Origin of the sequence: Nordella sp. HKS 07 (genome assembly GCF_011046735.1) — a bacterium.
Lineage (GTDB): Bacteria > Pseudomonadota > Alphaproteobacteria > Rhizobiales > Aestuariivirgaceae > Taklimakanibacter.
Genome location: NZ_CP049258.1, coordinates 4201202 through 4226291 on the forward strand (window position 1 = coordinate 4201202; position 25090 = coordinate 4226291).

Annotated in this window: 27 protein-coding genes; 13 read left to right on the forward strand and 14 right to left on the reverse strand. The window is 62.6% G+C overall.

Annotated features, from left to right (window positions below; genetic code table 11):
- Positions 1-20 precede the first annotated feature (20 nt).
- A complete protein-coding gene (locus G5V57_RS19810; RefSeq protein ID WP_165169281.1) occupies positions 21-1157 on the reverse strand; it encodes a sugar ABC transporter substrate-binding protein in 1137 nt (378 codons plus the stop codon).
- Between the two features lie 199 nt (positions 1158-1356).
- Here G5V57_RS19810 and G5V57_RS19815 point away from each other — a divergent pair, with 199 nt between their 5' ends.
- Positions 1357-2412: a LacI family DNA-binding transcriptional regulator gene (locus G5V57_RS19815; protein ID WP_165169282.1), complete on the forward strand. Its 1056-nt coding sequence runs from the start codon at positions 1357-1359 to the stop codon at positions 2410-2412.
- Positions 2413-2496: 84 nt separating this feature from the next.
- Here G5V57_RS19815 and G5V57_RS34895 read toward each other — a convergent pair whose 3' ends face one another.
- The gene (locus tag G5V57_RS34895; RefSeq protein WP_256378591.1) at positions 2497-2625 is read right to left on the reverse strand and encodes a hypothetical protein; all 129 of its coding nucleotides are present in this window, start codon (positions 2623-2625) and stop codon (positions 2497-2499) included.
- Positions 2626-2798: 173 nt separating this feature from the next.
- On the opposite strand from G5V57_RS34895, the gene G5V57_RS19820 reads away from it, so the two are divergent.
- Positions 2799-3752: a LysR family transcriptional regulator gene (locus G5V57_RS19820; RefSeq protein ID WP_165169283.1), complete on the forward strand. Its 954-nt coding sequence runs from the start codon at positions 2799-2801 to the stop codon at positions 3750-3752.
- Here G5V57_RS19820 and G5V57_RS19825 read toward each other — a convergent pair.
- Genes G5V57_RS19825 through G5V57_RS19850 form a run of 7 tightly spaced genes read right to left on the reverse strand, consistent with a single transcriptional unit; the run spans position 3724 to position 8974 of the window.
- A complete protein-coding gene (locus tag G5V57_RS19825) occupies positions 3724-4725 on the reverse strand; it encodes a succinylglutamate desuccinylase/aspartoacylase family protein (RefSeq protein ID WP_165169284.1) in 1002 nt (333 codons plus the stop codon). The genes G5V57_RS19820 and G5V57_RS19825 overlap by 29 nt on opposite strands.
- Positions 4726-4730: 5 nt before the next feature.
- Positions 4731-5867, reverse strand: coding sequence for an aminotransferase class V-fold PLP-dependent enzyme (locus tag G5V57_RS19830; RefSeq protein ID WP_165169285.1), 1137 nt, complete (start codon positions 5865-5867; stop codon positions 4731-4733).
- 27 nt (positions 5868-5894) lie between these two features.
- Positions 5895-6647 carry an ABC transporter permease gene (locus G5V57_RS19835; protein ID WP_206530079.1) on the reverse strand — a complete coding sequence of 251 codons (753 nt, stop codon included), beginning with the start codon at positions 6645-6647 and terminating at the stop codon, positions 5895-5897.
- Positions 6644-7342, reverse strand: a complete 699-nt coding sequence (locus G5V57_RS19840; RefSeq protein ID WP_165169286.1) for an ABC transporter permease — start codon at positions 7340-7342, stop codon at positions 6644-6646. The genes G5V57_RS19835 and G5V57_RS19840 overlap by 4 nt, the downstream gene beginning before the upstream one ends.
- Before the next feature lie 21 nt (positions 7343-7363).
- Positions 7364-7549, reverse strand: a complete 186-nt coding sequence (locus G5V57_RS34470) for a transporter substrate-binding domain-containing protein (RefSeq protein ID WP_371744558.1) — start codon at positions 7547-7549, stop codon at positions 7364-7366.
- Entirely contained in the window at positions 7521-8135 is a 615-nt protein-coding gene (locus tag G5V57_RS19845) for a transporter substrate-binding domain-containing protein (RefSeq protein WP_246737292.1), read from the reverse strand. Before G5V57_RS19845 ends, G5V57_RS34470 begins: the two co-directional genes overlap by 29 nt.
- Positions 8136-8164: 29 nt before the next feature.
- Entirely contained in the window at positions 8165-8974 is an 810-nt protein-coding gene (locus G5V57_RS19850; protein WP_165169287.1) for an ABC transporter ATP-binding protein, read from the reverse strand.
- A 148-nt stretch (positions 8975-9122) separates the two neighbouring features.
- Between G5V57_RS19850 and G5V57_RS19855 the strand changes: the two genes are divergently transcribed.
- The 5 genes from G5V57_RS19855 (at position 9123) to G5V57_RS19875 (ending at position 13331) form a co-directional block, all read left to right on the forward strand.
- On the forward strand, positions 9123-9497 hold the full coding sequence (locus G5V57_RS19855; protein WP_165169288.1) for a RidA family protein: 375 nt from the start codon (positions 9123-9125) through the stop codon (positions 9495-9497).
- Positions 9498-9520: 23 nt separating this feature from the next.
- A complete protein-coding gene (locus tag G5V57_RS19860) occupies positions 9521-10744 on the forward strand; it encodes a M20 family metallo-hydrolase (RefSeq protein ID WP_165169289.1) in 1224 nt (407 codons plus the stop codon).
- A gap of 160 nt (positions 10745-10904) precedes the next feature.
- Positions 10905-11261: a cupredoxin domain-containing protein gene (locus G5V57_RS19865; protein ID WP_165169290.1), complete on the forward strand. Its 357-nt coding sequence runs from the start codon at positions 10905-10907 to the stop codon at positions 11259-11261.
- 9 nt (positions 11262-11270) lie between these two features.
- A complete protein-coding gene (locus G5V57_RS19870; protein ID WP_165169291.1) occupies positions 11271-12095 on the forward strand; it encodes an FTR1 family protein in 825 nt (274 codons plus the stop codon).
- 300 nt (positions 12096-12395) lie between these two features.
- Positions 12396-13331: a transposase gene (locus G5V57_RS19875; RefSeq protein ID WP_165169104.1), complete on the forward strand. Its 936-nt coding sequence runs from the start codon at positions 12396-12398 to the stop codon at positions 13329-13331.
- A gap of 14 nt (positions 13332-13345) precedes the next feature.
- On the opposite strand, the gene G5V57_RS19880 is transcribed toward G5V57_RS19875, so the two are convergent.
- Positions 13346-14152: an IclR family transcriptional regulator gene (locus tag G5V57_RS19880; protein WP_165174191.1), complete on the reverse strand. Its 807-nt coding sequence runs from the start codon at positions 14150-14152 to the stop codon at positions 13346-13348.
- Between the two features lie 139 nt (positions 14153-14291).
- Between G5V57_RS19880 and G5V57_RS19885 the strand changes: the two genes are divergently transcribed.
- The 4 genes from G5V57_RS19885 (at position 14292) to G5V57_RS19900 (ending at position 18941) form a co-directional block, all read left to right on the forward strand.
- A complete protein-coding gene (locus G5V57_RS19885; protein ID WP_371744831.1) occupies positions 14292-15329 on the forward strand; it encodes an ABC transporter substrate-binding protein in 1038 nt (345 codons plus the stop codon).
- Positions 15330-15496: 167 nt separating this feature from the next.
- A complete protein-coding gene (locus tag G5V57_RS19890) occupies positions 15497-17002 on the forward strand; it encodes a sugar ABC transporter ATP-binding protein (RefSeq protein ID WP_165169293.1) in 1506 nt (501 codons plus the stop codon).
- A gap of 5 nt (positions 17003-17007) precedes the next feature.
- Positions 17008-17970, forward strand: coding sequence for an ABC transporter permease (locus G5V57_RS19895; protein ID WP_246737709.1), 963 nt, complete (start codon positions 17008-17010; stop codon positions 17968-17970).
- Positions 17967-18941 carry an ABC transporter permease gene (locus G5V57_RS19900; protein ID WP_165169295.1) on the forward strand — a complete coding sequence of 325 codons (975 nt, stop codon included), beginning with the start codon at positions 17967-17969 and terminating at the stop codon, positions 18939-18941. Before G5V57_RS19895 ends, G5V57_RS19900 begins: the two co-directional genes overlap by 4 nt.
- Positions 18942-19383: 442 nt before the next feature.
- On the opposite strand, the gene G5V57_RS19905 is transcribed toward G5V57_RS19900, so the two are convergent.
- The 4 genes from G5V57_RS19905 to G5V57_RS19920 all read right to left on the reverse strand — a co-directional run bounded on the left by G5V57_RS19905 (position 19384) and on the right by G5V57_RS19920 (position 22422).
- A complete protein-coding gene (locus G5V57_RS19905; protein ID WP_165169296.1) occupies positions 19384-19557 on the reverse strand; it encodes a hypothetical protein in 174 nt (57 codons plus the stop codon).
- Position 19558: 1 nt separating this feature from the next.
- Complete coding sequence (locus G5V57_RS19910; protein WP_165169297.1) at positions 19559-20356, reverse strand: ABC transporter permease; 798 nt, start codon at positions 20354-20356, stop codon at positions 19559-19561.
- On the reverse strand, positions 20353-21207 hold the full coding sequence (locus G5V57_RS19915) for an ABC transporter permease (protein WP_165169298.1): 855 nt from the start codon (positions 21205-21207) through the stop codon (positions 20353-20355). The genes G5V57_RS19910 and G5V57_RS19915 overlap by 4 nt, the downstream gene beginning before the upstream one ends.
- Positions 21208-21387: 180 nt before the next feature.
- Entirely contained in the window at positions 21388-22422 is a 1035-nt protein-coding gene (locus tag G5V57_RS19920) for an ABC transporter substrate-binding protein (RefSeq protein ID WP_246737293.1), read from the reverse strand.
- A 111-nt stretch (positions 22423-22533) separates the two neighbouring features.
- On the opposite strand from G5V57_RS19920, the gene G5V57_RS19925 reads away from it, so the two are divergent.
- Together G5V57_RS19925 and G5V57_RS19930 are read left to right on the forward strand one after the other, a co-directional pair.
- Positions 22534-23346: a FadR/GntR family transcriptional regulator gene (locus G5V57_RS19925; protein ID WP_206530080.1), complete on the forward strand. Its 813-nt coding sequence runs from the start codon at positions 22534-22536 to the stop codon at positions 23344-23346.
- A 4-nt stretch (positions 23347-23350) separates the two neighbouring features.
- Positions 23351-25078: an IlvD/Edd family dehydratase gene (locus tag G5V57_RS19930; protein WP_165169299.1), complete on the forward strand. Its 1728-nt coding sequence runs from the start codon at positions 23351-23353 to the stop codon at positions 25076-25078.
- The last annotated feature ends 12 nt before the right edge of the window (positions 25079-25090 follow it).

A 25090-nucleotide genomic window follows, 5' to 3' on the forward strand; every position in this document is an offset into this window, starting at 1 on the left:
CCGCGGCGCAGAGACGAGCTTTACTGATTCTCTTTCGTCTGTCCCATGATTTCCTGGGCGGAGAAATTGATCCCGCAGGTGGGGAAGGAATTGCCGACGAAGAAGTTATCCGACTGGTCCGGGAAGAAGTCCTGGCCTTCCTTGAAGTTCGGATCCTCGACGATGGCGAGCGGCAGCTTGACCGACTGCGGCACGACCTCGCCTTCAAGTGCGGCGATGGCCGTCTTGATCGCCACCGCCACCTGGGCAGGGCCCGTGCCGGCGGACGAGCATTTCAGGCCTTCGCCGGCGAATTTGGCGCAGAATTTGCGGAAGCCGTTCTCGGTCTCGCCGCCGAAGGGCACGAAGGGATGCTTGGCGTCGATCATCGCCTGCACGACGCCGGTGTCGCCGCCCTGCGCGGTGATGCCGTCGAACTTCTTGTGCACGGCGATCGCGTCGGCAGTCGCCTTCTGGGCGGTCGGGTCGTCCCATTTGCCAAGCACTTCGACGACTTCCCACTTCTTGCCGGTGGCATCGAGCGTCTCATGGATGCCGTTGTGGCGGTCGGTGTCGACCGAGGTGCCGGCGACGCCGCGCACTTCAAGGACCTTGCCGCCATCGGGCAGATGCTTGGCGAGCCAGTTCGCCCACAGGACGCCCAGGCCCTTCTGATCGACATTCACATTGATCGCATCCTGGGTGTCGAGGATGTTGTCGAAGGCGACGAGGATGACGCCGGCATCCTTGGCGCGCTTGATGACGGGAGCGAAGGCGGTTGGGTTCTGGGCGTTGACGACGATCGCGTCATAGCCCGAGTCGATGAAGTTGTTGATCGCCGAGATCTGTGCCGGCACGTCCTCGCCGGTCGAAACGACCTTGAATTCCTTCAGCTTGGCGGCGACATCGGGCTGCGCCGCATAGGCTTTAGCGGTCTGGATCATCTGGATGCGCCAGGTATTGGCGATATAGCCGTTGGCCAGCGCGATGCGGTAGGGCCCTTCCTTCTTCGGATATTTGAAGAACTTGGTTTCGGCCGTCCAGGGTACGAAGCAATTGGCATCCGCGCTTGGACCGGCGACGACCTCTTGCGCCCAACTGGTGCTGCTGAAGCTCAAGCCGAGAGAGAATGCCCCGGCAACGGAAACAAGGCACGCCCGTTTCACTAGCGAGTTCATGGATGAGTCCTCCCATACGCCATTTTTGAGTTGGCTGATCGATGCATGCCGGAGGAGGTCGCCATTTTCAGCGAAGCACTTGAAGAATAAGCCGAAAAGGCTATTCCATCCGATGAAGCAGGTTGAGAGTATTATATGATGAAAGCGCTGTCAAATGAAGCTACGCTAGGTTAATAATATAGTTGAAGGGAGGACGGATATGCCGCGTAAACAGCGCCGGCCGCGTAGTAAATTGTCGGATGTCGCCGCGCGTGCCGGGGTGAGCGCGGTGACGGTGTCGCGCGCATTGCGCCGGCCGGAAATGGTCTCACCGCAGTTGCGCGAGCGTATCGATGCGGCGATCAGGGATCTGGCCTATATTCCCAATCGCGCCGCCAGCATACTGGCGTCCTCGCGGTCAAATGTCATCGGCGTCGTGGTTTCATCCCTCACCAACGGCGTCTTCGCCGATTATCTGCGGGCGCTGCACGATATGTTCCAGCCGGCGGGCTTCCAGGTCATGGTGCTGAACAGCCGGTATTCGCCGCTTGAGGAAGAAAAAGCGATCGTGACTTTGCTGGGCCAGCGGCCCGAGGCGCTGATCCTCGCCGATGTCGACCAGACACCCTACGCGCGCGAGCTGCTCGAGCATGCCGGCATCCCGATCGTCCAGACCATGGGGCTTACCGACACGCCTATCGATATCAATATCGGCATATCGCAGTATGAGGCCGGCGGTCTCGCGACCCGGCATCTCATTGACCTGGGTCATCGCCGCATCGGCACACTCGCGGCGCGTCTCGATTCACGTACGCGCAACCGCGTCGCCGGCTATACCGATGCAATGAAGGCGGCGGGATATTTTGATGAGACCCTGCTGGAGCTGAGCCCGCGGCCCTCCACGGTGCGCCAGGGCGGCGAGCTCTTTTCCGTCCTGCTTGCCCGCCGTCCCGATCTCGAGGCTGTGTTCTGCGCCAATGACGATCTGGCGCTGGGGGCGCTGTTCGAATGCGCGCGCCGTGGTGTCAAGGTGCCGGAGGAGATGTCGGTCGTCGGCTTCAACGATCTCGAATTCGCGGCCAGCTCCTGTCCCGCTTTGACGACGATCGCCGTGCCGCGCCACGAGATGGGGCGTCTCAGCGCCGAGATCGTGCTGGAGATCACGCGCGGCTCGGGTATGCGGCCGAAAAAGACACGCATCGACCTCGGCTTCAAGCTTGCTTTGCGCGGTTCGACCATGGCCGCGGCAGCCGCTGTGCAATCTCACTTATGGTGAGTCGATCCGCGCGGGCCGGGCGTCGCTCGTGTTGCAGCACATGATTGCATTGAAACGCCAGAAACCGGTATCCACTTCTTCTGATCACGCGCCAAGGCCGAAGGCTTCGCGCGTCGCGGCGCTGATGTCGGCCACATACTCCTTGAACTGGATCTCGCCCTTTTCCGGCGTAGCTCCTTTCGCCGTCGCGAGAATGCCGGTCTGCGTGCTCATCTCCTTGGTTCTGGGCGCCGTTCTGTGTTTTGGCGCGACCGGAGACTTCCATGTTTACTGGCTTCAACAAATATCGATGTGGTGTAGATAGGTTTGATACGTCGAGGATGTCGGAAATGGAGGGCGATTTTGAAGCGGCGAGCATCGAGCAGGAAGTGTGAGCGGACATTGAGATGAGCTGGCCGCACCGTATCTTTGCCGGACAATTCACCGATTTCGAGCTGAAGCTCCTGCGCGTCTTCCGCGCCGTCGCCGATTGCGGTGGCTTCTCGGCGGCCGAAGCCGAGATCGGCCTCACCAAATCGGCGATCAGCAAGCATGTGAGCGATCTCGAGATTCGTCTCGGTGTCAGGCTGTGCGAGCGCGGCCGCAGCGGCTTCGCCCTGACCGAGGAGGGCAAAGTCGTCTATGAAGCGATTTCGCAGCTTCTCGTATCGCTTGAGGAATTCCGCTCGCGCATCAACGCCTTCCATTCCGAACTGATCGGTGAATTCTACATCGGCTTCATCGACACGCTGGTCACCAATGAGACGGCGCCACTGCGTGAGATCCTGTCCGATTATTCCAAGGCCAATCCGGCGGTGCGTCTCAACATGATGATCGGCTCGGCAAGCGAGATCGACCGCGCCGTCGATGAGCGGCGGCTTCATATCGGCGTCTCGGTAGCCGACGAGCGGCCGTCAGGGGCGCTCATCACGCCCTTGGCGGTGGAACGCAGCCTGCTCTATTGCGGCGCAGGCCATGAGGCTTTCGCCCTTTCCGACGCCGACCTGACCGATGAGCGCCTCGCGCAGTACAAGCTGGTCCAGCACGGCTATTCGCTGGCCGAGAACCGCGCCTTCGAGGAAATGGGGCTCAAATCCGCCGCCACATCGCATCAGACCGAGGGCGTGCTCTTCCTGGTGCTCGCCGGCACCCATCTGGGGTTCCTGCCGACACATTATGCCGGCGCCTGGGAAGCACGCGGAATGATCCGTCCCATCCGTCCGGCAGAGATCGCCAAGGAAACGAAGATCGTCGTCAAGGCGCATCGTGCCTCCCTCGCCAATCCGATGGTGCGCAGCTTCCTGTCGATGGTGAAGGCGAGCAAGCCGGAAGCTAAAGCCCGGCCACCGGCCGGCCGATGATATAGAGCCAGTCGCCGGCGGCCGAGCGCGCCAAGGACCGGCACGCCATCACCACGCCGCCAGACCGGCTATGAAGAAGCACGGGATCGTCGCCCGGCCGGTCCGGACGATGAAGACGCCCGACCGGGGCACCCGCTTCGATCCGCGTGCCGAGCAGCGCCAGTGGCTCGAATAGTCCCTCCGTTTGGGCGATCACATAGCAATCATCAAGCCGGACATCGATGAGTTCGGGCTCGACGACTTTGAATGGCGAAGCTGACGGTGTAATGCCGAGATGATCGAGGAGGCGCGTGAGCCCCGTCCGGCACAGGTCCAAAGCAACCGGCGTGACTTCCGCCGATCCGCCATATTCCCCGCTGATGCCGATGACCTTCCGACGCAGCATCGCCGCATCAATGCCCACCTCGACGCCCATGGTCTTGGCGCCGAACAGCATGCAATGGCGCGCCCCGAAGGCCCGCGCCAGGTCGAGCCGGCACCGGTCCTCTTCGACTTCACCGGTCACGACGAACAGCGTCGACGGCAGGAAATGCAATATGGCCCCGCCGCAATGGAAATCGGCGGCATAGTCGGCGCGGCCATAGAGTTCGGACTCAACGAAGAAAGCGAGCCGGCTGGTGAAGGAACCGTCGGCTCGCCCGGGAAAGGCGCGGTTGAGATTGAGCCCGTCGATGGGGGTACTTCGCACACCTGCTTCACAGGCGGGGCCATTCACCCGCGGGAGGATGATGACCCGGCCCCTGAGGCTCCCGATGTCTAGGCTTCGCGCCAGCTCCGACAACGCGATCTGGCCTTCATATTCATCGCCATGAACACCCGCGGTGAGAACCAGGGTCGGGCCCTCGCCTTGCGCCAGGCAGTAGATCGGCGTGGTGATGAGACGCTCCTCGCCATTGGCCAGGAGAGCCGGAAGGCTCACCCGGCCCGATTGCCTGCCAGGCGCATCGAGATCGATGTCGATGGACGCGCGCATCGGGATCAGAGTGCCGCCTTGATCGAGGCGAGGCCGCGATCGATATCATCCGCATTGTTATAGAGATGCGGTGAGAAGCGGATGAAGTCGCGGCGCAGAGAGGCTATGACATTGTTCTCCTTGAGGGTGCGGGCGAAATCACGGCTGTTCTTGCCGGGAAAGCGCGCCGCGATGGTGGCCGAGCGCTCCGCCGCCTTCCTGGGCGAGAGGACTTCGGCGCCGAGCGCCTGCAGTCCCGTCATCAGCCGATCGGCGATCACACGGTTATGAGCGTGGATCTTTTCGATCGAATGCCCGAGCAGGTAGTTCATCGCTTCGGTGGCACCATATGCAGTGCCATAGGCCATGGTACCGAATTCATAGCGCTTCGCCGTGTCGGGCAGCTCCAGGCGGTCGGCCTGGAAGTCCCACATATTCTTGTGGCTGCGCCAGCCGACAATGCCAGGCCTGAGCTTCTGGAGCGCTTGTGAGACATACATGATGCCGGTGCCGAAGGGGCCGCATAGCCATTTGTAGGTCGAGGCCGCCGCGGCGTCGATGCCGGTCGCGGCCACGTCGATCGGTACTTGACCGGCCGACTGGGTCACGTCGACGACGCAGATGGCGCCGTGCATGTGAGCCTTGGCCGCGAAACGCGCGAGGTCAAAGGTTTGCCCCGTGCCATATTCCACATGCGAGAGGCAGACGACAGACGTGCTGTCGTCGATCAGGCTCTCGAGATGGTCGGGATCGATGTAAAGATTGTCGGCACGCGCCCAGCGCATCTCTGCGCCGGTCGTCTCGGCGACCCGCATCCAGGGATAGACGGTGCTCGGATGCGTCGTGTCTGTCGCGACGATAGTCGTGCCCTTGGGCGGCATGACCGCCCAGGCGAGCGACTGCATCAGTACCGTCTCGCTGGACGCGGTCGCGATATCGCGGACTTGCGCATTGAAGAGGCGGGCCGCCGCGTCGTTCAGATTGTCGAGGCACTCGACCTCGTCCTGCTCGTCGAAGGCGATTGTGCCTTCGTCGGCGAGCGCCTGTTGCCAGCGGTTGATCGCGGCCGCCGCACCCTTATGGGTGAGGCCGACGGAAGCCGCGTCCATATAGACGAAGTTCTCGGCGGGCGGAAAGACATCGATGGTGCCAAGGCGTTGCATAGTGACCTCTCTCGGTGATGATGGGGATCAGGTGGTCCGCTGCTGGGGCAGATGACGATGCCATTTGCTTTCCCAGAATTTGAAGCCGCGATTGATGGCGTAGACGAGCGCCATGTAGAGCAGGGCGGCGACGATGAAGCCGTCGAAGGCCAGATAGTACTTGTTGTTGAAGAGGCGCGCGGCGCCGAGAATGTCGATGATGGTGACGGTGCTGGCGATGACGGTCGCATGCAGCGTGAAGATCACTTCATTCGAGAAAGCGGGTAGGGCACGGCGGAATGCATTGGGCAGGATGATGCGTCGATAGAGGATTACGGGACTCATGCCGCAGGCCTTGGCCGCCTCGATCTCGCCCTTGGGGACAGTCTCGATGGCACCGCGCAGGATCTCGGTAATGTAGGCGGTAGAGCAGAGCGTGAAGGAGATGAAGGCGCACCACCAGGCCTCGCGCAGGATGTTCCAGAGGAAGGAGTCCCTGATGAAGGAAAATTGCGCGGCGCCATAATAAAGAAGATAGAGCTGCACCAGCAGCGGCGTGCCACGGAACAGATAGGTGTAAGCGAAGAGAACCGGGTTCACGACCGCCACGCGGCTGGCCCGGGCGATGGCGAGCGGGACGGCGAAGAGGCAGGCAAGCGCCAGAGGCCCCGCCAGCAGGATGAGCGTATTGCGTACGCCAAGCAGGAACAGGTCCGCATGCTGGGCCGCCAGCATGAAATCGACCGGCGAATAGGTCTCGCTGAACTCGGTCAGGATATTCAAGAGGTTCTGGCCGCTCATGCCTGCCGCTCCGCTCGGACATGCGCGCTATAGCGCCGGTCGAGCCAGCGAAGACCCAGATCGGAAATCGCCGTCATGATCAGATAGGTCAGAAGTACGACGAACATGAAGGTGAAGGGCATGCGCGTCGCCTTGCCGGCGGCATAGCCATTATAGACGAGGTCTTCGAGGCCGATTACTGAGACAAGCGCCGTCGTCTTCATTAGGGTGAGCCAGATATTGGTGAAACTCGGCAGTGCGTGGCGTACCAGCTGCGGCCAGATGATCCGGTGGAACAAGGTGAACCGGCTCATGCCACTGGCGAGGCCGGCTTCCACTTGGCCGCGCGGAATGGCGAGCGCGGCGCCTCTGAACGTCTCGGTCATATAGGAGCCGAAGATGAAGCCGATGGCGAGCACGCCGGCGGTAAACGCATCGAGCTCGATGTGACGCCAGAGGCCGGTGATGGCGCCCAGCTTGTTGAGCGCCATCTGGCCGCCGAAATAGAGCAGCAGCATCAAGACGAGGTCGGGCACGCCGCGGATGAGGGTCGTATAGAGTCCGGCAATCCGGCGCGCCGCGCGCGAGCCTGAGAGTTTGGCCCAGGCGCCGAGCAGTCCGAGGATGACGGCGACCGACAGCGACAGAAGGCTGAGGGCCACCGTAATCCGGATGCCGGAGAGGACGAAAGGCGAATATGTGACCACGGCATCCATGGATCGAGATCGTCGCAGGACTTATTCGCCGTAGATATCGTACTGGAAGTACTTCTTCATGATCGCGTCATAGGTGCCGTCGGCACGGAGCTCGGCGATCGCCTTGTTGAACTCGTCGCGCAGCGCCGAGTCTTCCTTGCGCATGCCGATGCCGACGCCTTCGCCGAAGCATTCGCGGTCAGTGAATATCTCGGAAACGAATTCCATGTCCTTGCCGCGTTCGGTCTTGAGCAGGCCGAAATCGACCCCAATGGAGTCGGAGAGGATGGCGTCGACGCGGCCCGACCTCGAGGTCGAGATAGAGCGAGTCCGCCGTCTCATAGACGCGCACCGTTGCCTGGGGGAATGCCTTTTCGAGATAGCATTGGGTGACGCCCGGAATGGTGCCGATCACCTTACCGCCGAGCGCCTTGTCGGCGGTGTCGAGCTTGGTGCCCTTGCGCGACACGAAGACGCCGCCGGTGTGGTAATATTTGTTGGTGAAATCGATCTTCTTCTTTCTTTCTTCGGTGATCGCCATCGACGCGAAGATGCCATCAAATTTGTTGGCGAGCAGACCGGGGATCATGCCGTCCCAATCCTGCGCCTGGAACTCGCATGTGCGCTTGATCTTCGCACACAGCGCCATGCCGAGATCGATCTCGAAGCCCACGAGCGACCCGTCCGCAGCGCGCTCATTAAAGGGCGGATAGGCGCCTTCGGTGGCAAAGCGAATAGTTTCATCCGCTTGCACGGAGCTTACGCCCGCCATCAGCATGATGGCGCTCGCCAGCATGAGCATGTGTTTCTTCATCGTCCGTCTCCTCCGTTATTAGTTCAGCTTCAATGCCGCGCCCGCGCCAGGAAGCGCTCGAAATGGGGCGAGGTGGGATTTGTCATCACGCTTTCGGGAGTGCCTTGCTCCTCGATCTCACCTTCGCGCAGGAAGACGACTCGGTTGGACGCCTCCCGGGCGAAAGCGATCTCATGCGTGACGACGATCATCGTGCGGCCTTCTTCGGCGAGCGCCCGGATGATGTTCAGGACCTCGCCGACGAGCTCTGGATCGAGCGCCGAGGTCGGCTCGTCGAACAGCATGATCTCGGGCTCCATGGCGAGCGCGCGGGCAATGGCGCCGCGTTGCTGCTGTCCGCCCGACAGGAAAGCCGGATAATAGGTCTTGCGGTCATTGAGCCCGACCTTGGCGAGAAGCGCCTCGGCCCGTTCGATGGCTTCCTTGCGGCCGAGGCCCAGGACATGGATGGGCCCCTCGATGACATTCTCGAGCAGTGTCATATGGGACCACAGGTTGAAGCTCTGGAAGACCATGGCCAGTCGGGCGCGCATCGCTTCGATCTGCCTGCGGTCCGCCGGCTCCTGCTGGCCAGTGGATGACGCCCTTGTCCGGATCGTCTCGCCGTTGAGGGCGATGGTGCCCTGGCTTGGCGTTTCGAGGAAGTTGATGCAGCGCAGGAAGGTGCTCTTGCCCGAGCCGCTGGCGCCCAGAATGGCGATGACGTCGTGCTGATGGGCATCGAGCGAGACGCCCTTGAGGACCTCAAGCGCTCCGAAGGATTTGTGCAGGTCTCGGATCTCGAGTTTGGCCCGACCTTGCCCCGGTTCCGTCTGGTTGTGATCGAACACGTCCCGCATGCCTTCCACGTAAAGTCGGGAGTATGCTCGGCCGGGACGGGGCGCCGGTCGTTCGCAAAACCGTCAACTGAAGTTTCCTCAAATGAGAGCTTTCCGGGGACCGGCCTGAGAGACTGTGCGGCCATCAATCACGCGAAGAGGAGCGATCATGGTCAAGCACGTCATTTCGGGTCCGGGCATGGAGGGGCTGCCTCTATCGGAAGCGGTCCGCGCCGGCGATTTCATCTTCATCTCCGGCATGGTCGGCTTTGGTCCAGATGGCCGGATCGTCGAGGGCGGTGTCGCCGCCGAGACCGACCGCATCATGGCCGATGCCGCTGATCTCCTGAAACGTGCCGGCGCTTCGCTGGCCGACATTGTCAAGGTAAGCATCTGCCTGACGGACGCCAATGACTTCGCCGCCTTCAACGAAGCATACGCCAGGTACTTCCGCAAGGATCCGCCGGCGCGTGTCAGCCTGGTGGCCGACCTCACCATCGATGCGCGTGTGGAAATGGATTTCGTCGCCTATACTGGAAAATAATGGAGGAAAAAGGCGGCGCGATCATGCGGGATGAGACGGCTTTTGCGGATCTGTTCGCCGATTTGCGCAGCCTCGCCACCTATGGCGGCGAAACGGGAGGCGGGGTCAGCCGCACCGCTTTCTCAAAGTCGTTCAATGAGGCGCAAGTCTGGCTGGCCGTCAGGATGACCGAGGCCGGACTCCAAGTACACATCGACGCGGCCGGCAATCTCATCGGCCGCTACGGGCCGCCGGGACCCGCCATTATCTGCGCCTCCCATATCGACAGCGTCCCACATGGCGGCCGTTTCGATGGCGCCTTGGGCGTTCTCTCGGGTCTCGCCGCATTCCGCGCGCTCAAGACCGAAGGGCACTCATTCGCCCGCGCGCTGGAGATCATCGCCTTCGCCGACGAGGAGGGCGAGTATTTCAGTCTCTTCGGCTCGCGCGCCATGCTGGGGCTGGTCCATGCCCAGGAGGTCGCAGCCGCGTGCGGCACGCGGGGGATATTCATGGCGGACGCGATGCGCGAAGGCGGCCTCGATGCTGCCAAGATCAGCGCCGCGCGCCGCCCCGCGTCGGACTTCCACGCCTATCTCGAGCTTCACATCGAGCAGGGGCCGGTTCTCGAAGAACGTGGCTTCGATCTCGGCATCGTCGAGAATATCGTCGGCATCGAGACGCTTGAAGTAACATTCAACGGAAGGCCCGATCATTCCGGCACCACGCCGATGCGCAAGCGCAAGGATGCCATGCGGGCGGCCGTCGCCTATTGCCAGCGCTGCTACGATGAGGCCGACAAGGATGAGGCTTTGCGACTCAACTTCGACGACTGGTCGATGACACCGCAGGCGCTGAATGTGGTGGCCGAGCGCGTGAGATTCAGGCAGGAGATCCGGCATCCCGACGCGGCTGCATTGACGGAGTTCGTCGTAACGGCGGAGCGCATCGCCGCCGAGGCGGCTCAGAACTCAAATGCGACGGCGCAGTTGCGGGTGCTCGCGCGCGACGAGCCTGCGATTCTGGATGCGAGCATGAGGGCACTGCTGAGGCATTCAGCGGCGGCGCGCGGCGTGAGGTTCCTCGACATGCCATCGGGCGCCGGACATGACGCGCAGCTCTTTGCGTCGATTTGCCCCACGGGTATGCTGTTTGTACCAAGTATCGACGGCCGCAGCCATTGTCCGGAAGAAATGTCGTCGCCGGAAGCGATCCGAACTGCCGTAACGGTGCTCTGCGATGCACTGAGAGCGCTCACCTCGGAATAGAATTATTCCAATTCGAATTTACAGACGTATACGGATTAAATTTCAGTCATGGAGCCGACTGCTTCTCGACCTGCGCCGAATAGCCGAGTAGCGTGCTCGGACATCTCGAGCGGGAGTCGTTCTCGCGCCCCATCGGGGAATGGTGGAAGGAAATCCGACGATGCCGTATCTTCGCCGTGCCCTTTGGCGCGCGCTCCCTCTTTCGATGCTCGTTCTCTCGATCGCCCCTCTGGCTTCTCCATCCGTGCGTGCGGATGATCCTTATGAGATCATCCTCAAAGGCAAGGCGTTCTCACCGGACCAGCTCAAGGTTCATGCCGGCAAGACCTTCTTCATCAGGATCAAGAATGAGAATGATGCGCCCGCCGAATTCGAATCGAAGGATCTCAAGATCGAGAAGATCGTGACCGGCCACTCGGATATCCTGGCCCGCGTGAAGGCGCTGAAACCCGGCACCTATGTGTTCTTCGATGATTATCATGCCGATGAGACGCGTGGCATCATCACCGCCGAATAGAACAGATTTATGCTCGCTGCACTCATCATCGTGTTCCGCGAGGTCGTCGAAGCGGGCCTCGTCGTCGGCATCGTTCTCGCCGCCACCCGATCGGTCGGCGGCAGTAGACTGTGGACGGCATTTGGCGTCGCCGGCGGTGTGCTGGGCAGCTGCCTCGTTGCCATATTTGCCGGTGCCATCGCCAATGCTTTTTCCGGTGCTGGCCAGGAACTCTTCAATGCCGCGATCTTGAGTGTCGCGGTCGTTATGCTCACCTGGCACAATGTATGGATGGCGAGCCACGGCCGCGATCTGGCGAACGAGCTCAGGGCGGCAGGCGAGGCCGTGGCGCGCGGGCGGAAATCGCTCCTCGCCTTGGCGCTGGTGGTCGGGATTGCGGTACTGCGTGAGGGGGCCGAGATCGTTCTCTTCCTCTATGGCGTTGTCATCACCGATGGCGGCTCCGGCATCGCGCTCTTACTGGGCGGCTTTGCGGGACTTGCCCTCGGTGTCGGCCTCTCGGCTGTGACCTATCTGGGCCTCTTGCGCATACCGGCGCGCCATCTGTTCACGAGCGTGATGATCGCCTTCCTGGCCGCAGGCCTTGCGGCGCAGGCCACCTTCTTCCTCGAGCAGGCCGGCCTCGTCGAATTTCTGGGAGATGCGGTCTGGGATACATCGGCCATACTCTCGGAGAAGAGCCTCCTGGGCCGTGTCCTGCACACGCTCATCGGCTATAGCGACCAGCCGAGCCTTCTGCAGCTTCTCGTCTATCTCGGCACATTGTTGGCGATTTATCTGCTCACCCGGGCTTTCTCCCCCTCGCAGCGGACACAGATGGCGAGGTCGAATTAAAGCATGATCCGGAAAAGTGCGAAGCGGTTTTCCGAAAAGATCATGCCCAAACAAGAAGGCAAAGCGTGATGGCGAATCGCACTAGCCATCACGCTTGTCTTATGACTTTCTGTGCCCGATGGGCGACAAAGGAACCGCTGGGAGGGAGGTAACGCTCCCTCCTCAGCGGCGAGGGTCGGATCGTCATCACGCAGACCGTTCGACGGGTCGAGTTAAAGTTTGATCGGCCCTCGTCTTTTCCATTGGCCTGAACGGATACGCGCAGTGAAGCTGCGCATGACAAGCAGAGGCACGGAAAAGATGACAGACCATACCATCGGCATCGACATCTCGAAAGACCATCTCGACGCTCACCGGTTGATCGACGGCAAAAGCCGCCGTTTCGTCAACGACAGGAGCGGTCACAAAGCCCTCATCGCCTGGATCGGCTGTGATGCCGTGCGCATCGTCTATGAGCCGACCGGCCCCTATCACCGCAAGTTGGAACAGGCTCTGGCGGCGGCTGATCTGCCGCTCGTGAAGGTCAATCCGCGCCAGGCGCGCCGCTTCTTCGAGGGCGCCGGCCAGCTCGCCAAAACTGACCGGCTGGACGCCGCTATGTTGGCCACAATGGGATCGCTGCTGGCGATCGCACCGCGCCTGGCGCGCAGCCCGCTGCTCCACGAACTTAAGGATCTCCACATGGCCCGAACGGCCTTGGTGAAGGACAGGACCGCCGCGAAGAATAGAGCCAAGAGCCTTTCCATGCCTTTGCTCAAGCGCCACAATGGCGAGCGCCTCACGCAGATCGAGCGGCAGATGGAGGCCATCGAAGCTGAAATCATGCACCGCATCAAGGCCGACCCTGATCTGGCGCGCAGCTTCGCCATTCTCACCTCAATCCCGGGGGTCTCGGATATCACCGCCTTCCTCCTGATTATTGACATGCCCGAACTCGGTCGGCTCGAAGCCACAGAAGCTGCCGCCCTTGCAGGCCTCGCCCCCATCACACGCCAATCCGGCACGTGGCGCGGCCGCGCCTCCATTCGCGGCGGACGCGCCAATCTCCGTCAGGCCCTCTACATGCCGGCCCTCGTCGCAAGCCGCTTCAATCCCGATCTCAGCGCCAAATACCAACAACTACTAACCGCCGGGAAACCACCAAAAGTCGCCCTAACCGCGCTCATGCGGAAACTCATCGTCCTCGCCAACGCTCTGCTCAAAGCCAACCGAAAATGGACCTCTAAGCCTGCTTGACCAAAACGGATACTTTAGGCCATGCCGGCCTTGCCGATCCGGATCGGCGCCGTGCCCAGCTTGTCCGAAAGCTCGCGCGCCGAGGTGGTCAGTGTATCGCGATAGCGCTCGTAATTGCGGGTGGCATCGCCACGCGGCGCGATCAGGCACAAAGTGGCGACGCAGACGCTTCCGCGCTGGTGGATCGGGGCGGCGAAGCAGTGGGTGAAGTTGTCGGCGACCGAGTCGAAGGAGAAGAACTGCGACGCGCGCGCCTCGGCGACATCGGCGAGGAACGTCTCCGGCGCGAGCCGGGACTTGTTTGGCAGGATGAAATCCTGCGGCGGAATGAAATTGAGGATTTCCTCATCGCTCATATGCGCGACGAGCAGGCGGCCGGAAGCGGTCCAGGGAATGGGTGTGCGCTCGCCGACATCGGAGCTGATGCGGAAGGGGCGCATCCCCTCGCACATCATGGCGACGGTATATTTGTTGCCGTCGAGCATGCAGAGCTGTGACGTCTCATGCGTCAGCTGCGCCAGATGGTCGAGATAGGCCTTGCATTCGCGCGTGAGATCGAACTGCGTTTGATAGGCGAGGCCGAGAAAATAGAGCTTGCGGCCGAGAAACACGCGGCCTTCCTTGTCGGCATATTCGAGCATGCCGGAATTCACCAGGAGATCGACAAGCTCATAGGTCGTCGATTTCGGCGCCGCGATGTCGACGGCGATCTCATTCGGCCGCGCCGGTCGCCGCCGCTTGCGCAGGTAATCGAGGATTTCGACGGCGCGGTCGAGCCCGCGCATCCGCCGGCCATTTTCGATGTCCCTCACCGTCTCCACGGTCATGGCGTTCTCCACCCCTATTAAGGTCCTATTGCCGGCCCACTAGGACGGCGATAGCATCGCCCTTCCATTATAGCGATAGCTATTCCACTATAATGGAATAATCCCTGGGAGGAAGACAATGAGGAAGTCAATGATGAAAGCGGCGGTCAGTGCGCTCTGCATTGGCCTGTTCACCTGCATAGGGCTGGTCAGCGAGGCGAGCGCCGCCGCCAAATGCATCAAGGGCGATCGCAAGGCGCCTTATACCATCGGCTGGGCGAACATCTATTCGGTGCCGACCTGGATGAAGCAGACTGAAGGCACCATCGCCGCCGAGGTCGAGGAGCTGAAGAAGAAGGGGCTCGTCGACAAGCTCGTCATCACCGACGCGCAGGGTGATGCCAATGTCCAGATCCAGCAGATCCAGTCGATGATCGACGCCGATGTCGACGCTATCATATTGATCGCGGGCTCCTCCACGGCACCCGCCCGCGTCGTCGCCGATGCCTGCGCCAAGGGCATCGCGGTCATCAATTTCGACAGCCTCGTTGATACCGATGAAGTGACCGCCAAGATCAACACGGATTCCAATGAATGGGGCGACACCGCCGCAAAATGGCTGATCGATCAGCTGGGCGGCAAAGGCAAGATCCTCGTCCTCAACGGTCCAGCCGGCATTTCAGTGAGCGATGACCGCCGCAAGGGCGCCAATGCCGCGCTTGCCGCCAATCCCGGCATCGAGATTCTGGCCGAAACCAACACCGCCTATAATGTCGCCCCGGCGCAGGAAGCGGTGACGAGCCTGCTCTTCGCCCATCCGCAGATCGACGGCATCCTGTCGCTCGGTGGCGCACTGTCGGCGGGTGCCATTCTCGCCATGGACAAGCAGGGCCGGCCCATGGTGCCGATCACCGGCGAGAATGCCCGCCAGTTCCTCGAACTGTGGAAGGACAAGGATCTGAAATCCTGGGCGACTATGCAGCCGAACTGGCTCGGCGCGCTCGCTACTTACACCGCCGTGCAGGCGCTCGAGGGCAAGGACGTGCCGGCCTTCGTCAAGGTGCCGCTGCCGATCATCGACAACAGCACCATCGACAGCTATCTCGCCCGCGCCAAGGACTTCCCGGCGGATGGCTATATCTACTCGCCCTATGATCAGAAGCTTTTCGACGAGTTGCTCGCCGCGAAGTGATCGGTCATTGTCTTGATATCCTCACGCTGAGGTGCCCGGCGTAGCCGGGCCTCGAAGCGTCCGCCAGGATTGGGCGCGAATGCTGAAGCACACCCTTCGAGGCTCCCCCGGCTTAAGACCGGGGTCGCACCTCAGGGTGAGGATAGAGGGTAAGCTTTAGGTCGGGTATGTCGTCGCAAGCCATCATCAAGGCGCACGGATTGTCGAAGTCGTTCTTCGGCAATCCCGTTCTCCAGAATGTGTCCATCGCTTTGGCGCCCGGACGCATCCACGCGTTGCTGGGCGAGAACGGCGCCGGTAAATCCACGCTGATCAATCTGCTGTCGGGGGCGCTCACGCCGGATGGTGGAGAGATCGAGATCGACGGACGCGCGTTTCACCGGCTTACCCCGTCCGAGGCGCGGCGCGCCGGCATCGCGGTGGTGCAGCAGGAACTGAGTCTGACCAGTGATCTGTCGATTGCCGAGAATATCGGGCTCGGTGCCTATCCGCGCCGCTTCGGCCTGATCGATTACAAGGCCCTGACACAAAAGGCACGCGCGGTCTGCGATCTGGTGGGACTGGAGGAGAACCTGGCGACGCCGGTCGGCGATCTGCCGCTCGGCCGCCGTCAGATGGTCGAGATCGCCAAGGCGCTGTTCCGCACGCCCCGCATCCTGGTGCTCGACGAGCCGACATCGTCGCTCTCTGCCCATGAGGCGCAGACCTTGACGCGCCTTTTGCAGCGGCTGCGCGACGAGGGAACCGCCATTCTCTATATTTCGCACCGCCTCAATGAGGTGATGCGGCTGTGCGAGCATGTCACCGTGCTCAAGGACGGCAAGGTGACCGCCGACCGCTCGCTGGAGGGCGTCGACGCGGCGGGCCTGGTTCGCCTCATGGTCGGGCGCGATCCGGGCGACCTCTTCCCACGCTGGACGCCAAGCAAGGATCGCCAGACCATCGTCGAGGTCGCGGGCTTCTCCTCAGGTCTCCTGCGCGACATCGATCTGGAGATAAAGCGCGGCGAAATTCTCGGCATCGGCGGTCTTGTCGGCCAGGGCCAGGAGGATCTCCTCCTCGGTCTCTACGGTGCCTCGCCGGCCGCGGCGCGCCGCGCCGTCTTCAACGGAACTGGAAGCTTGCCGTCATCGGTATCGCGCGCCAACGCGCTGGGTGCTGTCTATGTGCCGGCCGACCGCAAGCGCGAGGGCCTGCATCTCATTCACAGCATCGGCTGGAACATGATGCTGCCGGGCTTCGGCAAGGCGCGCGTCTTGAGCCGGCGCGACCGGGCCGCCGAGCGCAAGCTCGCGACCGAGCTCGCCGACCGCCTCAGCATCAAGGGTGATCTCACCCGCCAGGTCCAGGCCTTGTCTGGCGGCAATCAGCAGAAAGTCGGGCTCGCCAAATGGATGCCGGCCGATCCGCCGATCCTGCTGCTCAACGATCCGACGCGCGGGGTCGATGTCGAGACCAAGCGCGAGATCTATGTCCTGCTCCGCCGCTTCGCCGCCGAGGGCAGAGCCATCGTTCTGTCGAGCTCCGACACGCCCGAGCTCGTGCATCTTTGCGATCGTGTCGCGGTGATGCGCGAAGGCGGCATCGCCGCGCTCCTGGAGCGCGATGAGGTGAGCGAGGAAACCATTGTCGCCGCCGCCATGGGAGCGGAAGCCGCGAGGAATGCCGCATGAATGCGATGATCCGCAGCGGCGATACCGCGCTTTACTGGCGGGCGCAGCGCGAGCGCAATCGCGGGCTTCTCGGCCTGTTCGCCGTGGTCGCCGCCTTCCTGGCGCTCTATGCCTATCTGTTCCCTGGGCTTCTGACCGTCGCCGGCATATCCAAATTCGCGCAAAGCTGGCTGCCTTTGGCGCTCGTCGCCATGGCGCAGGCCATTCTGATGCTGACCGGCGGCATCAGCCTGGCGATCGGCGCCACCGTCAGCCTAGGCGCCGTGATCGCGGCGACCACCATGACCGGCTATCTTGGCGTCGCCGGCGGCGTCGTGGCGGTGTCGGCCGCGGGCCTCGCCATCGGTGCTCTCTGCGGCGTCATTGCCATCCGGCTGCGGCTGCCCGCCATCATCGTGACGCTCGCCGCCGCCTTCATCATCGCCGGCTTGGCGCTCCTCATCCTGCCGCGCCCGGGCGGCGCCATACCGGGCTGGTTCTCCGATCTTCTCGCCGGCAACACGCCGGCGGCCCTGTTCATCCTTATTTTCATCGCCCTTCTGTGGAAGCTCTATCTCGCCACGCCGTTGGGCTTGAGCCTCTATGCGGCGGGCGAAAATCCGGTCGGCGCCTACCGCGCCGGCGTGCCGGTCGATGCGGCGCGGATCGCTGCCTATGCGATCAGTGGGCTGCTCTCGACGCTGGCCGGCCTCTTCATTGCCGCCCAGACCGGGTCCGGCGATCCGGTCATCGGCCAAGCCTTCACCCTCAATTCGATCGCTGCCGCCGTTCTGGGCGGCGTCGGCTTTCTCGGCGGGCGCGGCACGATGCGCGGCGCTATCGCCGGCAGCCTGCTGCTGAGTGTCATGATCAATGTCATGTTCTTCCTAGGGTTCTCGCCGGTCGCGCAGTATGTGGCGCAAGGCCTGATCATCATCGGGGCGGTGGCCTTGCCGCAGATCACCGCCCGTTTCCGGAGGACGCGATGAGCGAGCCGCAGAGTTCCCGCTTTCCGGCCTGGAGCCCGAGATCGCTCCTGCGCAACCGCGCCTTCCTCACGGTGCTCATCGTGGCGCTGGTATGGATCGTCGCCGGCTTCGCCAAGCCGGGCTTCGGCTCCTATGGCCATCTGCGCTATCTGCTCGAGCTCGCCGCCGTGATCGGCCTCGTCGCCATCGGCCAGACCTATGTGGTGATCGCCGGCGGCATCGATCTCTCGGTTGGCGCCATCGTCACGGTGAGCGCGGTGGGCGTTCCGCTGGTGGCGCTGTCGGGTGACAGCAGCGGCGTCTTGGCTGTCCTCATCATTCTCGCCGCGGCCACCTCGATCGGCTTCCTCAATGGTCTTGGTGTCGCCTATCTGCGCATCCACCCGATGATCATGACGCTCGCCATGGCGACTTTCCTGCAAGGCGTTCTCATTCTCATCGCCGGCGGCACCGCCATTTCGGCGCAGAATCCGGTGCTCGCCTGGCTCGGCAATGCCAGAGTGCTCGGCATTCCGGCCGGCGTTCTGCTTTGGGCCGTGGTCTCAGCGGCAGCACTCGCCGTCCTCCATGCGACGCCTTTCGGCGCGCGCCTGTTCGCGCTCGGCGCCAACCCGCTGGCAAGCGCGCTGTCGGGCATCAATGTCCAGGCGACGACCATGGCGGTCTATGCGGTGAGCGGTCTCACCGCCGGGCTTGCCGGCGTGCTCATTCTCGGCATGAACGGCCAGGGTTATGTTGGGATCGGCGATCCCTATCTGCTCGCCTCGATCGCGGCGGTTGTCCTGGGCGGCACCTCGATTCTCGGCGGATCGGGCTCCTATGCCGGCACCATTCCGGGCGCCGTGCTCCTCGTCACCATCACCGCGCTGATCACCGTCGTCAACGCCTCGGCCGGCTGGCGCAGCATTCTCTTCGGCTCGCTCGTCCTGTTGCTGCTCCTGCTGTCGGGCCGGGAGTCACAGCGACGCTAGCAAGCCGCCTGATCATCTTCCCGACGCGGCGGTGGGCGCTTGACATCGTGGGCCAGACGGCAGGATTGGAAATATCAAGTTAGGAGTTGCGTTCGGACTTCAACAGTAGCCTCTATCCGAACTCCGATAGGATCAACCAAATGGCTCTCGGCCTCCGAATAATCTGTGAAATCGTGCAAGCTTTGCTACGCGTGGGGACCAAGAAGGATGAGGGTAATCTCCTCGGGAATGCCGCACAAACCAGCACGGCCTCTGGCGATGGAGCTGCGAGTCAATCGCCGGGGACTCCATCACGGCCGGCGAAGATACGGGCCATCCATGGCCGGCCATTGAATGCGGCCGGATCGCGCGCCGTTGAGCTCGCAACACAATTGGTCTTTGGCGGAGCAGGGACACATCAGCGCCCCGAGAATACAAACAAGGGATTAAGTGATCCCGGAGTTCACATCGATATGGCAAGAAAGCTCCGCACCAGGAGAAGCAGTTGCCGGAACTTCGCTGCAGAAGGTCCAGCGAAGTCATTGGCAAGGGCGGCCAGACCAAGTCCGCTGTCAGGTGTCGCCACGTAAATTGCGGAAGCGGGCAGGGCTGATTTCAGGAACTTCGCGTTCAGCACACTAGTCCCCGATGGCTTCCTTCGGTAGCAGATAGCGTACCGCGAGCACGCACATCAGGGTGGTGAAAGCGAGGATGAGCGCCACCAGCGCGTTGATGTCGGGCGTGAAGCCGAGCCGCATCATCGCCCAGAGCCGGATCGGCAGCGTATTGTCGGTCCCAGTCACCAGTATGGTGATCAGCGTTTCGTCGAAGGAGAGCGCGAAGCACAGGACCGCGGCGCCGATGAGGGCGCTCTTGAGATTGGGCAGCACGATATAGAAGAAGGTCTGCCAGCTCGAAGCGCCGAGGTCGTAGGAGGCTTCGAGCAGGCTGACGCTCAGCGACTGCAGCCTGACGACGATGGTGCGATAGGCGAGCGCCAGCACGAAGATCGTGTGGCCGATGATCACCGTGACGAGCGAGCGTGGAATGTCCGTCTCGCGGAAGAAGATCAGGAGCGACAGGCCGATCATGATCGGCGGCATCAGGAACGGCAGGAAGATCACGAACTGCATGAGGTCGCGGCCGAGCGTGGCGCCATTGCGGTAATGGATGGCGAAGGCGAGGCCGAGCAGCAGCGCGAGGAAAGTCGCCGAAAAGCCGACGATCAGGGTGTTGAGGAAGGCGGTGATGATGCCCTCGTTCCGGGTGAGCGCGGCATAGGAGGAGAGCGATGGGCTCGTCCACTGCACGTCGCCGCGCGCGATCTCGAAGAAGGACGACACGATGGGGACGAGCAGCGGCCCGTAGAGCAGAACGAAGACGAGGGCCGTCAGGACCGAGAGGCCGAGCGAGGCGAGGCGCGAAAGCCGCATCATGTGTGCCGCTCGAAGCGCCGGCCGAGGGCAATCACCACGACCATCACAGCGGAGAGGATGACGGAGAGCGCTGCCCCGAACGGCCAGTTGAAGGCGGCGCCGAACTGGCTGTAGATGATGCGCCCGAAAGTGAAGCCGTTGGGACCGCCGACCATCTGTGGCGTGAGGAAGTCGCCGATGGCGAGCACGAAGACGAAGCTCGCCGCCGTCACCACGCCGGGCAGGCTCAGAGGCAGGATGATCCGGCAGAAGGTCTGCCAGTTGGACGCGCCGAGATCGGTCGAGGCCTCGATGAGCGGCTTGGGGATGCGCTCGAGCGACAGGAAGATCGGCAGGATGGCGAAGGGGATGAGCAGCACCGTGAGGGTGAGCAGCACCGCATTGAGGTTGAAGACGAAAAGGGTGAGCGGTTGGTCGACGAGTTGGGCCCAGACAAGGAAGCGGTTGAGGAAGCCATTGCCGCCGAGGATGCTGCGGATCGCATAGATCTTGATGATGTAGCTCATCAGGAGCGGCACCAGCACCAGCATCAGCAGGATGTATTTGCGCCGCCCCGACAGGGTCGCGAGGCGGAAGGCGACCGGGTAGCCGATGAGGGCGGCCAGGACCGCGACGGCGAGGCAGAGGAGGCAGGTCTGCCACAGCACGGGCACGAAGATCGCATCGGTGAAGAACCGGCTGTAATTGCGCAAGGTGAGATCGTAATGCATCTGGCCGCCCTCGACCCAGAAGAAGCTGTAGGTCAGGAAGCTCACCAGGGGCGCCACGATGAAGAGGAGGGGAAGCCCATAGGCGATGACCGAGAGGGCGAAACGCCAGCCCTGCGCCTGCCGGTCTCCGACGAACAACATGCGCTAGCCGTCATCCCGGCGAAAGCCGGGACCAGGATTGGTTTTTGTGGATCCCGGCTTGCGCCGGGATGACGGGCGGGAGGAGGGGCGAAGGTTTCGCATGGACGGTACTCGCAAGATCGGTGACAGCGGCGGCTGTGCCCGGCGTCAGGACACGAGCCGCCGCCCGATCTTGCGATATTAGGGCTGCGCCTTGACTTCGTTCCAGAGGTCAGAGCGTTTGGTCGGATCCTCGACGAATTCGAGCCAGACCAGCTTGTCGTTCGGATTGGCGCTGCCGGTCTCGACGACCGTATTGCCGAAGCCGGTGCGCTCGGAGAGCTGCTCGCCGATCTTCTTCTGCAGCAGGAAATTGACCCAGGCTTCCGCCGCATCCTTGTCCTGGACGCCATTGGTCATCGCCCAGGTGTCGAGCCAGGCAAGCGCGCCTTCCTTCGGGTTGACATAGCCGATATCGGCGCCGGCATCCTTCATCGCCTTGACCTGCTGCTGGCCGTAATTGGCCCAGATGAGCGCCACGTCGTTGCTCTTGTAGAGCTGCAGCGCCTCGTCGGGGGTCGTGTAGAAGCTGAGCACATTCTGCTTGAGCTCGGAAAGCTTGGCCTTGATCTGGTCCATCTGCTCCGGCGTCAGATGGAACGGATCGGGGAAACCCAGAGTGAGTGCCGTGAAGGAGAAATTGTGCTCGCCATTGTCATAGGCGAGCACCTTGCCCTTGTATTTCGGGTCCCAAAGGATGGTGAAGGAGTCGGGCGCCGGCGACACCTTGGCCTTGTCATAGATGATGCCGATCGAGTCGAAGCAGAACGGGATGGCATGCACCTTGCCGTCGCGCATGATGCCCCTGATCTGGGCGAGATCCTGGAAGCGCGGCAGGACCTTCTTCTGGTTCGGCAGCTTGGCGAGATCATGCGGCGTGGTGAGGCCGGCATCGATATAGCGCTGCAGCTGTGCCGTGTTGACGGCGAAGACGTCGAAGTCCTTGCCTTCGCTGCCCTTGATCTTGGCCCAGATCTCGTCATCGGTGCCGATGAACACGACCTTGGGGCTGATACCGGTCTGCTCCTGGAATTCCTTGATCCAGTCGTCATCCGCATAACCCTGCCAGGCCATCACCCGAAGCTCGCTGGCGGCGCGCGCCCATGTCGCCCTGAGCAAAGCGGGCGCGGCGACGCCCATCGCGATCACCGCGCGGCGGTTGAGTTTGATCGTCATGATGCGTTTCTCCCAGAATATTTTTTCGACGGGAGGGCTTCGGACCGCGAAGGGGCGAGTTTGTCCCGCCGCGTATTGACGGCCCTTCACCGTCTAATTAAAAGCTATTATATGAATAATATGAAGAATGCAACGAGCCGCGCTAAACCTCGGAATTCTTTTGCGAATCTCATCGGCCGGAAGCCGGTAAGAGCAACGGGACTGGCATCCGGCGGCCTTCATTCGACGGTCCTCAACCAGATCGGGCAGCGCATCGTGCGCGGCGACTTCGTGCCGGGCGATCCGTTGCCCAATGCCGATGACTGGAGCGCCGCCCACGGCGTGAGCCGCACGGTTCTGCGCGAGGTGATCAAGGTTCTCGCCGGCAAGGGCCTCATCGAGTCGCGGCCCAAGACCGGCACGCGGGTGCGCCCGCGTTCGCGTTGGAATTTCCTCGATCCCGATGTGCTCGCCTGGCGCTATGCCGCCGCGGGCTCGGGCGAGGATGTGCGCAGCCTCTTCGAACTGCGCCGCGCCATCGAGCCCATGGCGGCGGCACTTGCCGCCGAGCGCGCCAGTCCTGAGCAGGTGGCCGAGCTCGAGACGGTGCTCGCCGAGATGGAGGACGCGGCCGACGACAGCGAGCGCTTCGCCGAGCCCGATCTCGTCTACCATCAATCGATCCTGCGCATGACCGGCAACGAGCTCATCGGTTCGCTCGCCGCCTTGATCGAGACGGCCCTGGTGACAAGCTTCCGCCTGACCAATGATCTGCCCGGCGGACAGCGCCCGTCGGTGCCGCTCCATCGCGAGGTCGTCCACAAGATCGCGGCGCGCGATACGGAAGGCGCGCGCCGGGCCATGCTCACCTTGATCGACCAGGCCGAGGACGATGTCCGGCGCATCCTCGCGTCCCGGCAGAGACGTCAAGCCAACGGAGAATAAAAAAATGACGGAGCGGCGTAAGTTGCGGTCGGCTGCCTGGTTCGGCGGCGCCGGCAAGAATGCCTTCATGCACAGAAGCTGGATGAAGAACCAGGGCCTGCCCGACCATCTGTTCGACGGCCGGCCGGTGATCGGCATCTGCAACACCTGGTCGGAGCTCACCCCCTGCAATGCCCATTTGCGCGGCATCGCCGAGCATGTGAAGCGCGGCGTCTATGAGGCGGGCGGCATGCCGGTCGAATTCCCGGTGATGTCGCTCGGCGAATCCAATCTGCGCCCGACCGCCATGCTGTTCCGCAATCTCGCCAGCATGGATGTCGAGGAATCGATCCGCGGCAATCCGATCGACGGCGTGATCCTGCTGGTCGGCTGCGACAAGACCACGCCGGCTCTGCTGATGGGAGCGGCGAGCTGCAATTTGCCGACTATCGCGGTGTCGGGCGGGCCGATGCTCAACGGTAATTTCCGTGGCCAGACCATCGGCTCCGGCACGCATGTGTGGAAATTCTACGAGGATGTGAAGGCCGGCCGTATGCCGCTCAACGACTTCCTCGCCGCCGAGCAGGGCCAGAGCCGGTCGGCCGGAAGCTGCATGACGATGGGCACCGCCTCCACCATGGCCAGCATGGTCGAGGCGCTCGGCATCGGCATGCCCGACAATGCCGCCATTCCCGCCGTCGATGCGCGCCGCGGCGTGCTCGCCCATCTCGCCGGCCGCCGCATCGTCGAACTCGTCAATGACGACATCATCATGTCGGACATCCTGACCCGCGCCGCCTTCGAGAATGCCATCCGGGTGAATGGCGCGATCGGCGGATCGACCAATGCGGTCCTGCATCTGATCGCCATCGCCCGCCGCATCGGCGTCGATCTCAGCCTGGACGATTGGGACCGGCTCGGCCGCGACGTGCCGACCATCGTCGATCTCATGCCTTCGGGCCGCTTCCTGATGGAGGACTTCTATTATGCCGGTGGCCTGAGCGCCGTCATGCGGGCTCTGGCGGAAGCCGGGCTCCTTCATGGCGATGTCGTGACCATCTTCGGCAAGACCATCGGCGAGATCGTCAGGGACGCGCCGAACTACAATGCGGAGGTGATCCGTCCCTTCGACAAGCCGCTGACCAAGCAGGGCGGCATCGCCATTCTGCGCGGCAATCTGGCGCCCCAGGGTGCCGTCATCAAGCCGTCGGCCGCGACGCCGGCCTTGATGCAGCACAAGGGCCGCGCCGTCGTCTTCGAGAGTATCGAGCATTATCATGCGCGCATTGACGATCCGGCGCTCGATATCGATGTGAATTCGGTGATGGTTTTGAAGAATTGCGGGCCGCGCGGCTATCCCGGCATGGCCGAGGTCGGCAACATGCCGCTGCCGGCGAAGCTCCTGAAGCAGGGGGTTTCGGACATGGTGCGTATATCCGACGCCCGCATGAGCGGCACGGCCTATGGCACCGTCGTCCTCCACACGGCGCCGGAAGCGGCGAGCGGCGGCACGCTGGCTTTGGTGCAGGATGGCGATCTGATTGAGCTCGACGTGGCCGGCAGGCGGCTCGAGCTTTTCGTAGATGAGCCGGAGCTCGCTTCGCGCCGCAAGGCGTGGACGCCACCTGAGCCGCCGTCAGGTGGCGGTTATCAGAGCCTTTATGTCGAACGCGTGCTGCAGGCCGATCAGGGCTGCGATTTCGACTTCCTGGTCGGCCGGCGCGATGCCGGCGTTCCGCGCCATTCGCATTGAAGAGGGTGAGGC

What these genes read in the sequence shown, in the direction of transcription:
- G5V57_RS19915 (WP_165169298.1), bottom strand. Translation starts at nt 21,207, where the DNA reads ATGTTGTTCGTCGGAGACCGGCAGGCGCAGGGCTGGCGTTTCGCCCTC.
- G5V57_RS19820 (WP_165169283.1), top strand. Translation starts at nt 2,799, where the DNA reads ATGAGCTGGCCGCACCGTATCTTTGCCGGACAATTCACCGATTTCGAG.
- G5V57_RS19830 (WP_165169285.1), bottom strand. Translation starts at nt 5,867, where the DNA reads ATGCAACGCCTTGGCACCATCGATGTCTTTCCGCCCGCCGAGAACTTC.
- G5V57_RS19815 (WP_165169282.1), top strand. Translation starts at nt 1,357, where the DNA reads ATGCCGCGTAAACAGCGCCGGCCGCGTAGTAAATTGTCGGATGTCGCC.
- G5V57_RS19835 (WP_206530079.1), bottom strand. Translation starts at nt 6,647, where the DNA reads ATGAGCGGCCAGAACCTCTTGAATATCCTGACCGAGTTCAGCGAGACC.
- G5V57_RS19875 (WP_165169104.1), top strand. Translation starts at nt 12,396, where the DNA reads ATGACAGACCATACCATCGGCATCGACATCTCGAAAGACCATCTCGAC.
- G5V57_RS19845 (WP_246737292.1), bottom strand. Translation starts at nt 8,135, where the DNA reads ATGAAGAAACACATGCTCATGCTGGCGAGCGCCATCATGCTGATGGCG.
- G5V57_RS19910 (WP_165169297.1), bottom strand. Translation starts at nt 20,356, where the DNA reads ATGATGCGGCTTTCGCGCCTCGCCTCGCTCGGCCTCTCGGTCCTGACG.
- G5V57_RS19870 (WP_165169291.1), top strand. Translation starts at nt 11,271, where the DNA reads ATGCTCGCTGCACTCATCATCGTGTTCCGCGAGGTCGTCGAAGCGGGC.
- G5V57_RS19825 (WP_165169284.1), bottom strand. Translation starts at nt 4,725, where the DNA reads ATGCGCGCGTCCATCGACATCGATCTCGATGCGCCTGGCAGGCAATCG.
- G5V57_RS19900 (WP_165169295.1), top strand. Translation starts at nt 17,967, where the DNA reads ATGAGCGAGCCGCAGAGTTCCCGCTTTCCGGCCTGGAGCCCGAGATCG.
- G5V57_RS19865 (WP_165169290.1), top strand. Translation starts at nt 10,905, where the DNA reads ATGCCGTATCTTCGCCGTGCCCTTTGGCGCGCGCTCCCTCTTTCGATG.
- G5V57_RS19840 (WP_165169286.1), bottom strand. Translation starts at nt 7,342, where the DNA reads ATGGATGCCGTGGTCACATATTCGCCTTTCGTCCTCTCCGGCATCCGG.
- G5V57_RS19890 (WP_165169293.1), top strand. Translation starts at nt 15,497, where the DNA reads ATGTCGTCGCAAGCCATCATCAAGGCGCACGGATTGTCGAAGTCGTTC.
- G5V57_RS19885 (WP_371744831.1), top strand. Translation starts at nt 14,292, where the DNA reads ATGAAAGCGGCGGTCAGTGCGCTCTGCATTGGCCTGTTCACCTGCATA.
- G5V57_RS34895 (WP_256378591.1), bottom strand. Translation starts at nt 2,625, where the DNA reads ATGAGCACGCAGACCGGCATTCTCGCGACGGCGAAAGGAGCTACGCCG.
- G5V57_RS34470 (WP_371744558.1), bottom strand. Translation starts at nt 7,549, where the DNA reads ATGGAATTCGTTTCCGAGATATTCACTGACCGCGAATGCTTCGGCGAA.
- G5V57_RS19850 (WP_165169287.1), bottom strand. Translation starts at nt 8,974, where the DNA reads ATGCGGGACGTGTTCGATCACAACCAGACGGAACCGGGGCAAGGTCGG.
- G5V57_RS19920 (WP_246737293.1), bottom strand. Translation starts at nt 22,422, where the DNA reads ATGACGATCAAACTCAACCGCCGCGCGGTGATCGCGATGGGCGTCGCC.
- G5V57_RS19930 (WP_165169299.1), top strand. Translation starts at nt 23,351, where the DNA reads ATGACGGAGCGGCGTAAGTTGCGGTCGGCTGCCTGGTTCGGCGGCGCC.
- G5V57_RS19810 (WP_165169281.1), bottom strand. Translation starts at nt 1,157, where the DNA reads ATGAACTCGCTAGTGAAACGGGCGTGCCTTGTTTCCGTTGCCGGGGCA.
- G5V57_RS19860 (WP_165169289.1), top strand. Translation starts at nt 9,521, where the DNA reads ATGCGGGATGAGACGGCTTTTGCGGATCTGTTCGCCGATTTGCGCAGC.
- G5V57_RS19895 (WP_246737709.1), top strand. Translation starts at nt 17,008, where the DNA reads ATGATCCGCAGCGGCGATACCGCGCTTTACTGGCGGGCGCAGCGCGAG.
- G5V57_RS19855 (WP_165169288.1), top strand. Translation starts at nt 9,123, where the DNA reads ATGGTCAAGCACGTCATTTCGGGTCCGGGCATGGAGGGGCTGCCTCTA.
- G5V57_RS19925 (WP_206530080.1), top strand. Translation starts at nt 22,534, where the DNA reads ATGAATAATATGAAGAATGCAACGAGCCGCGCTAAACCTCGGAATTCT.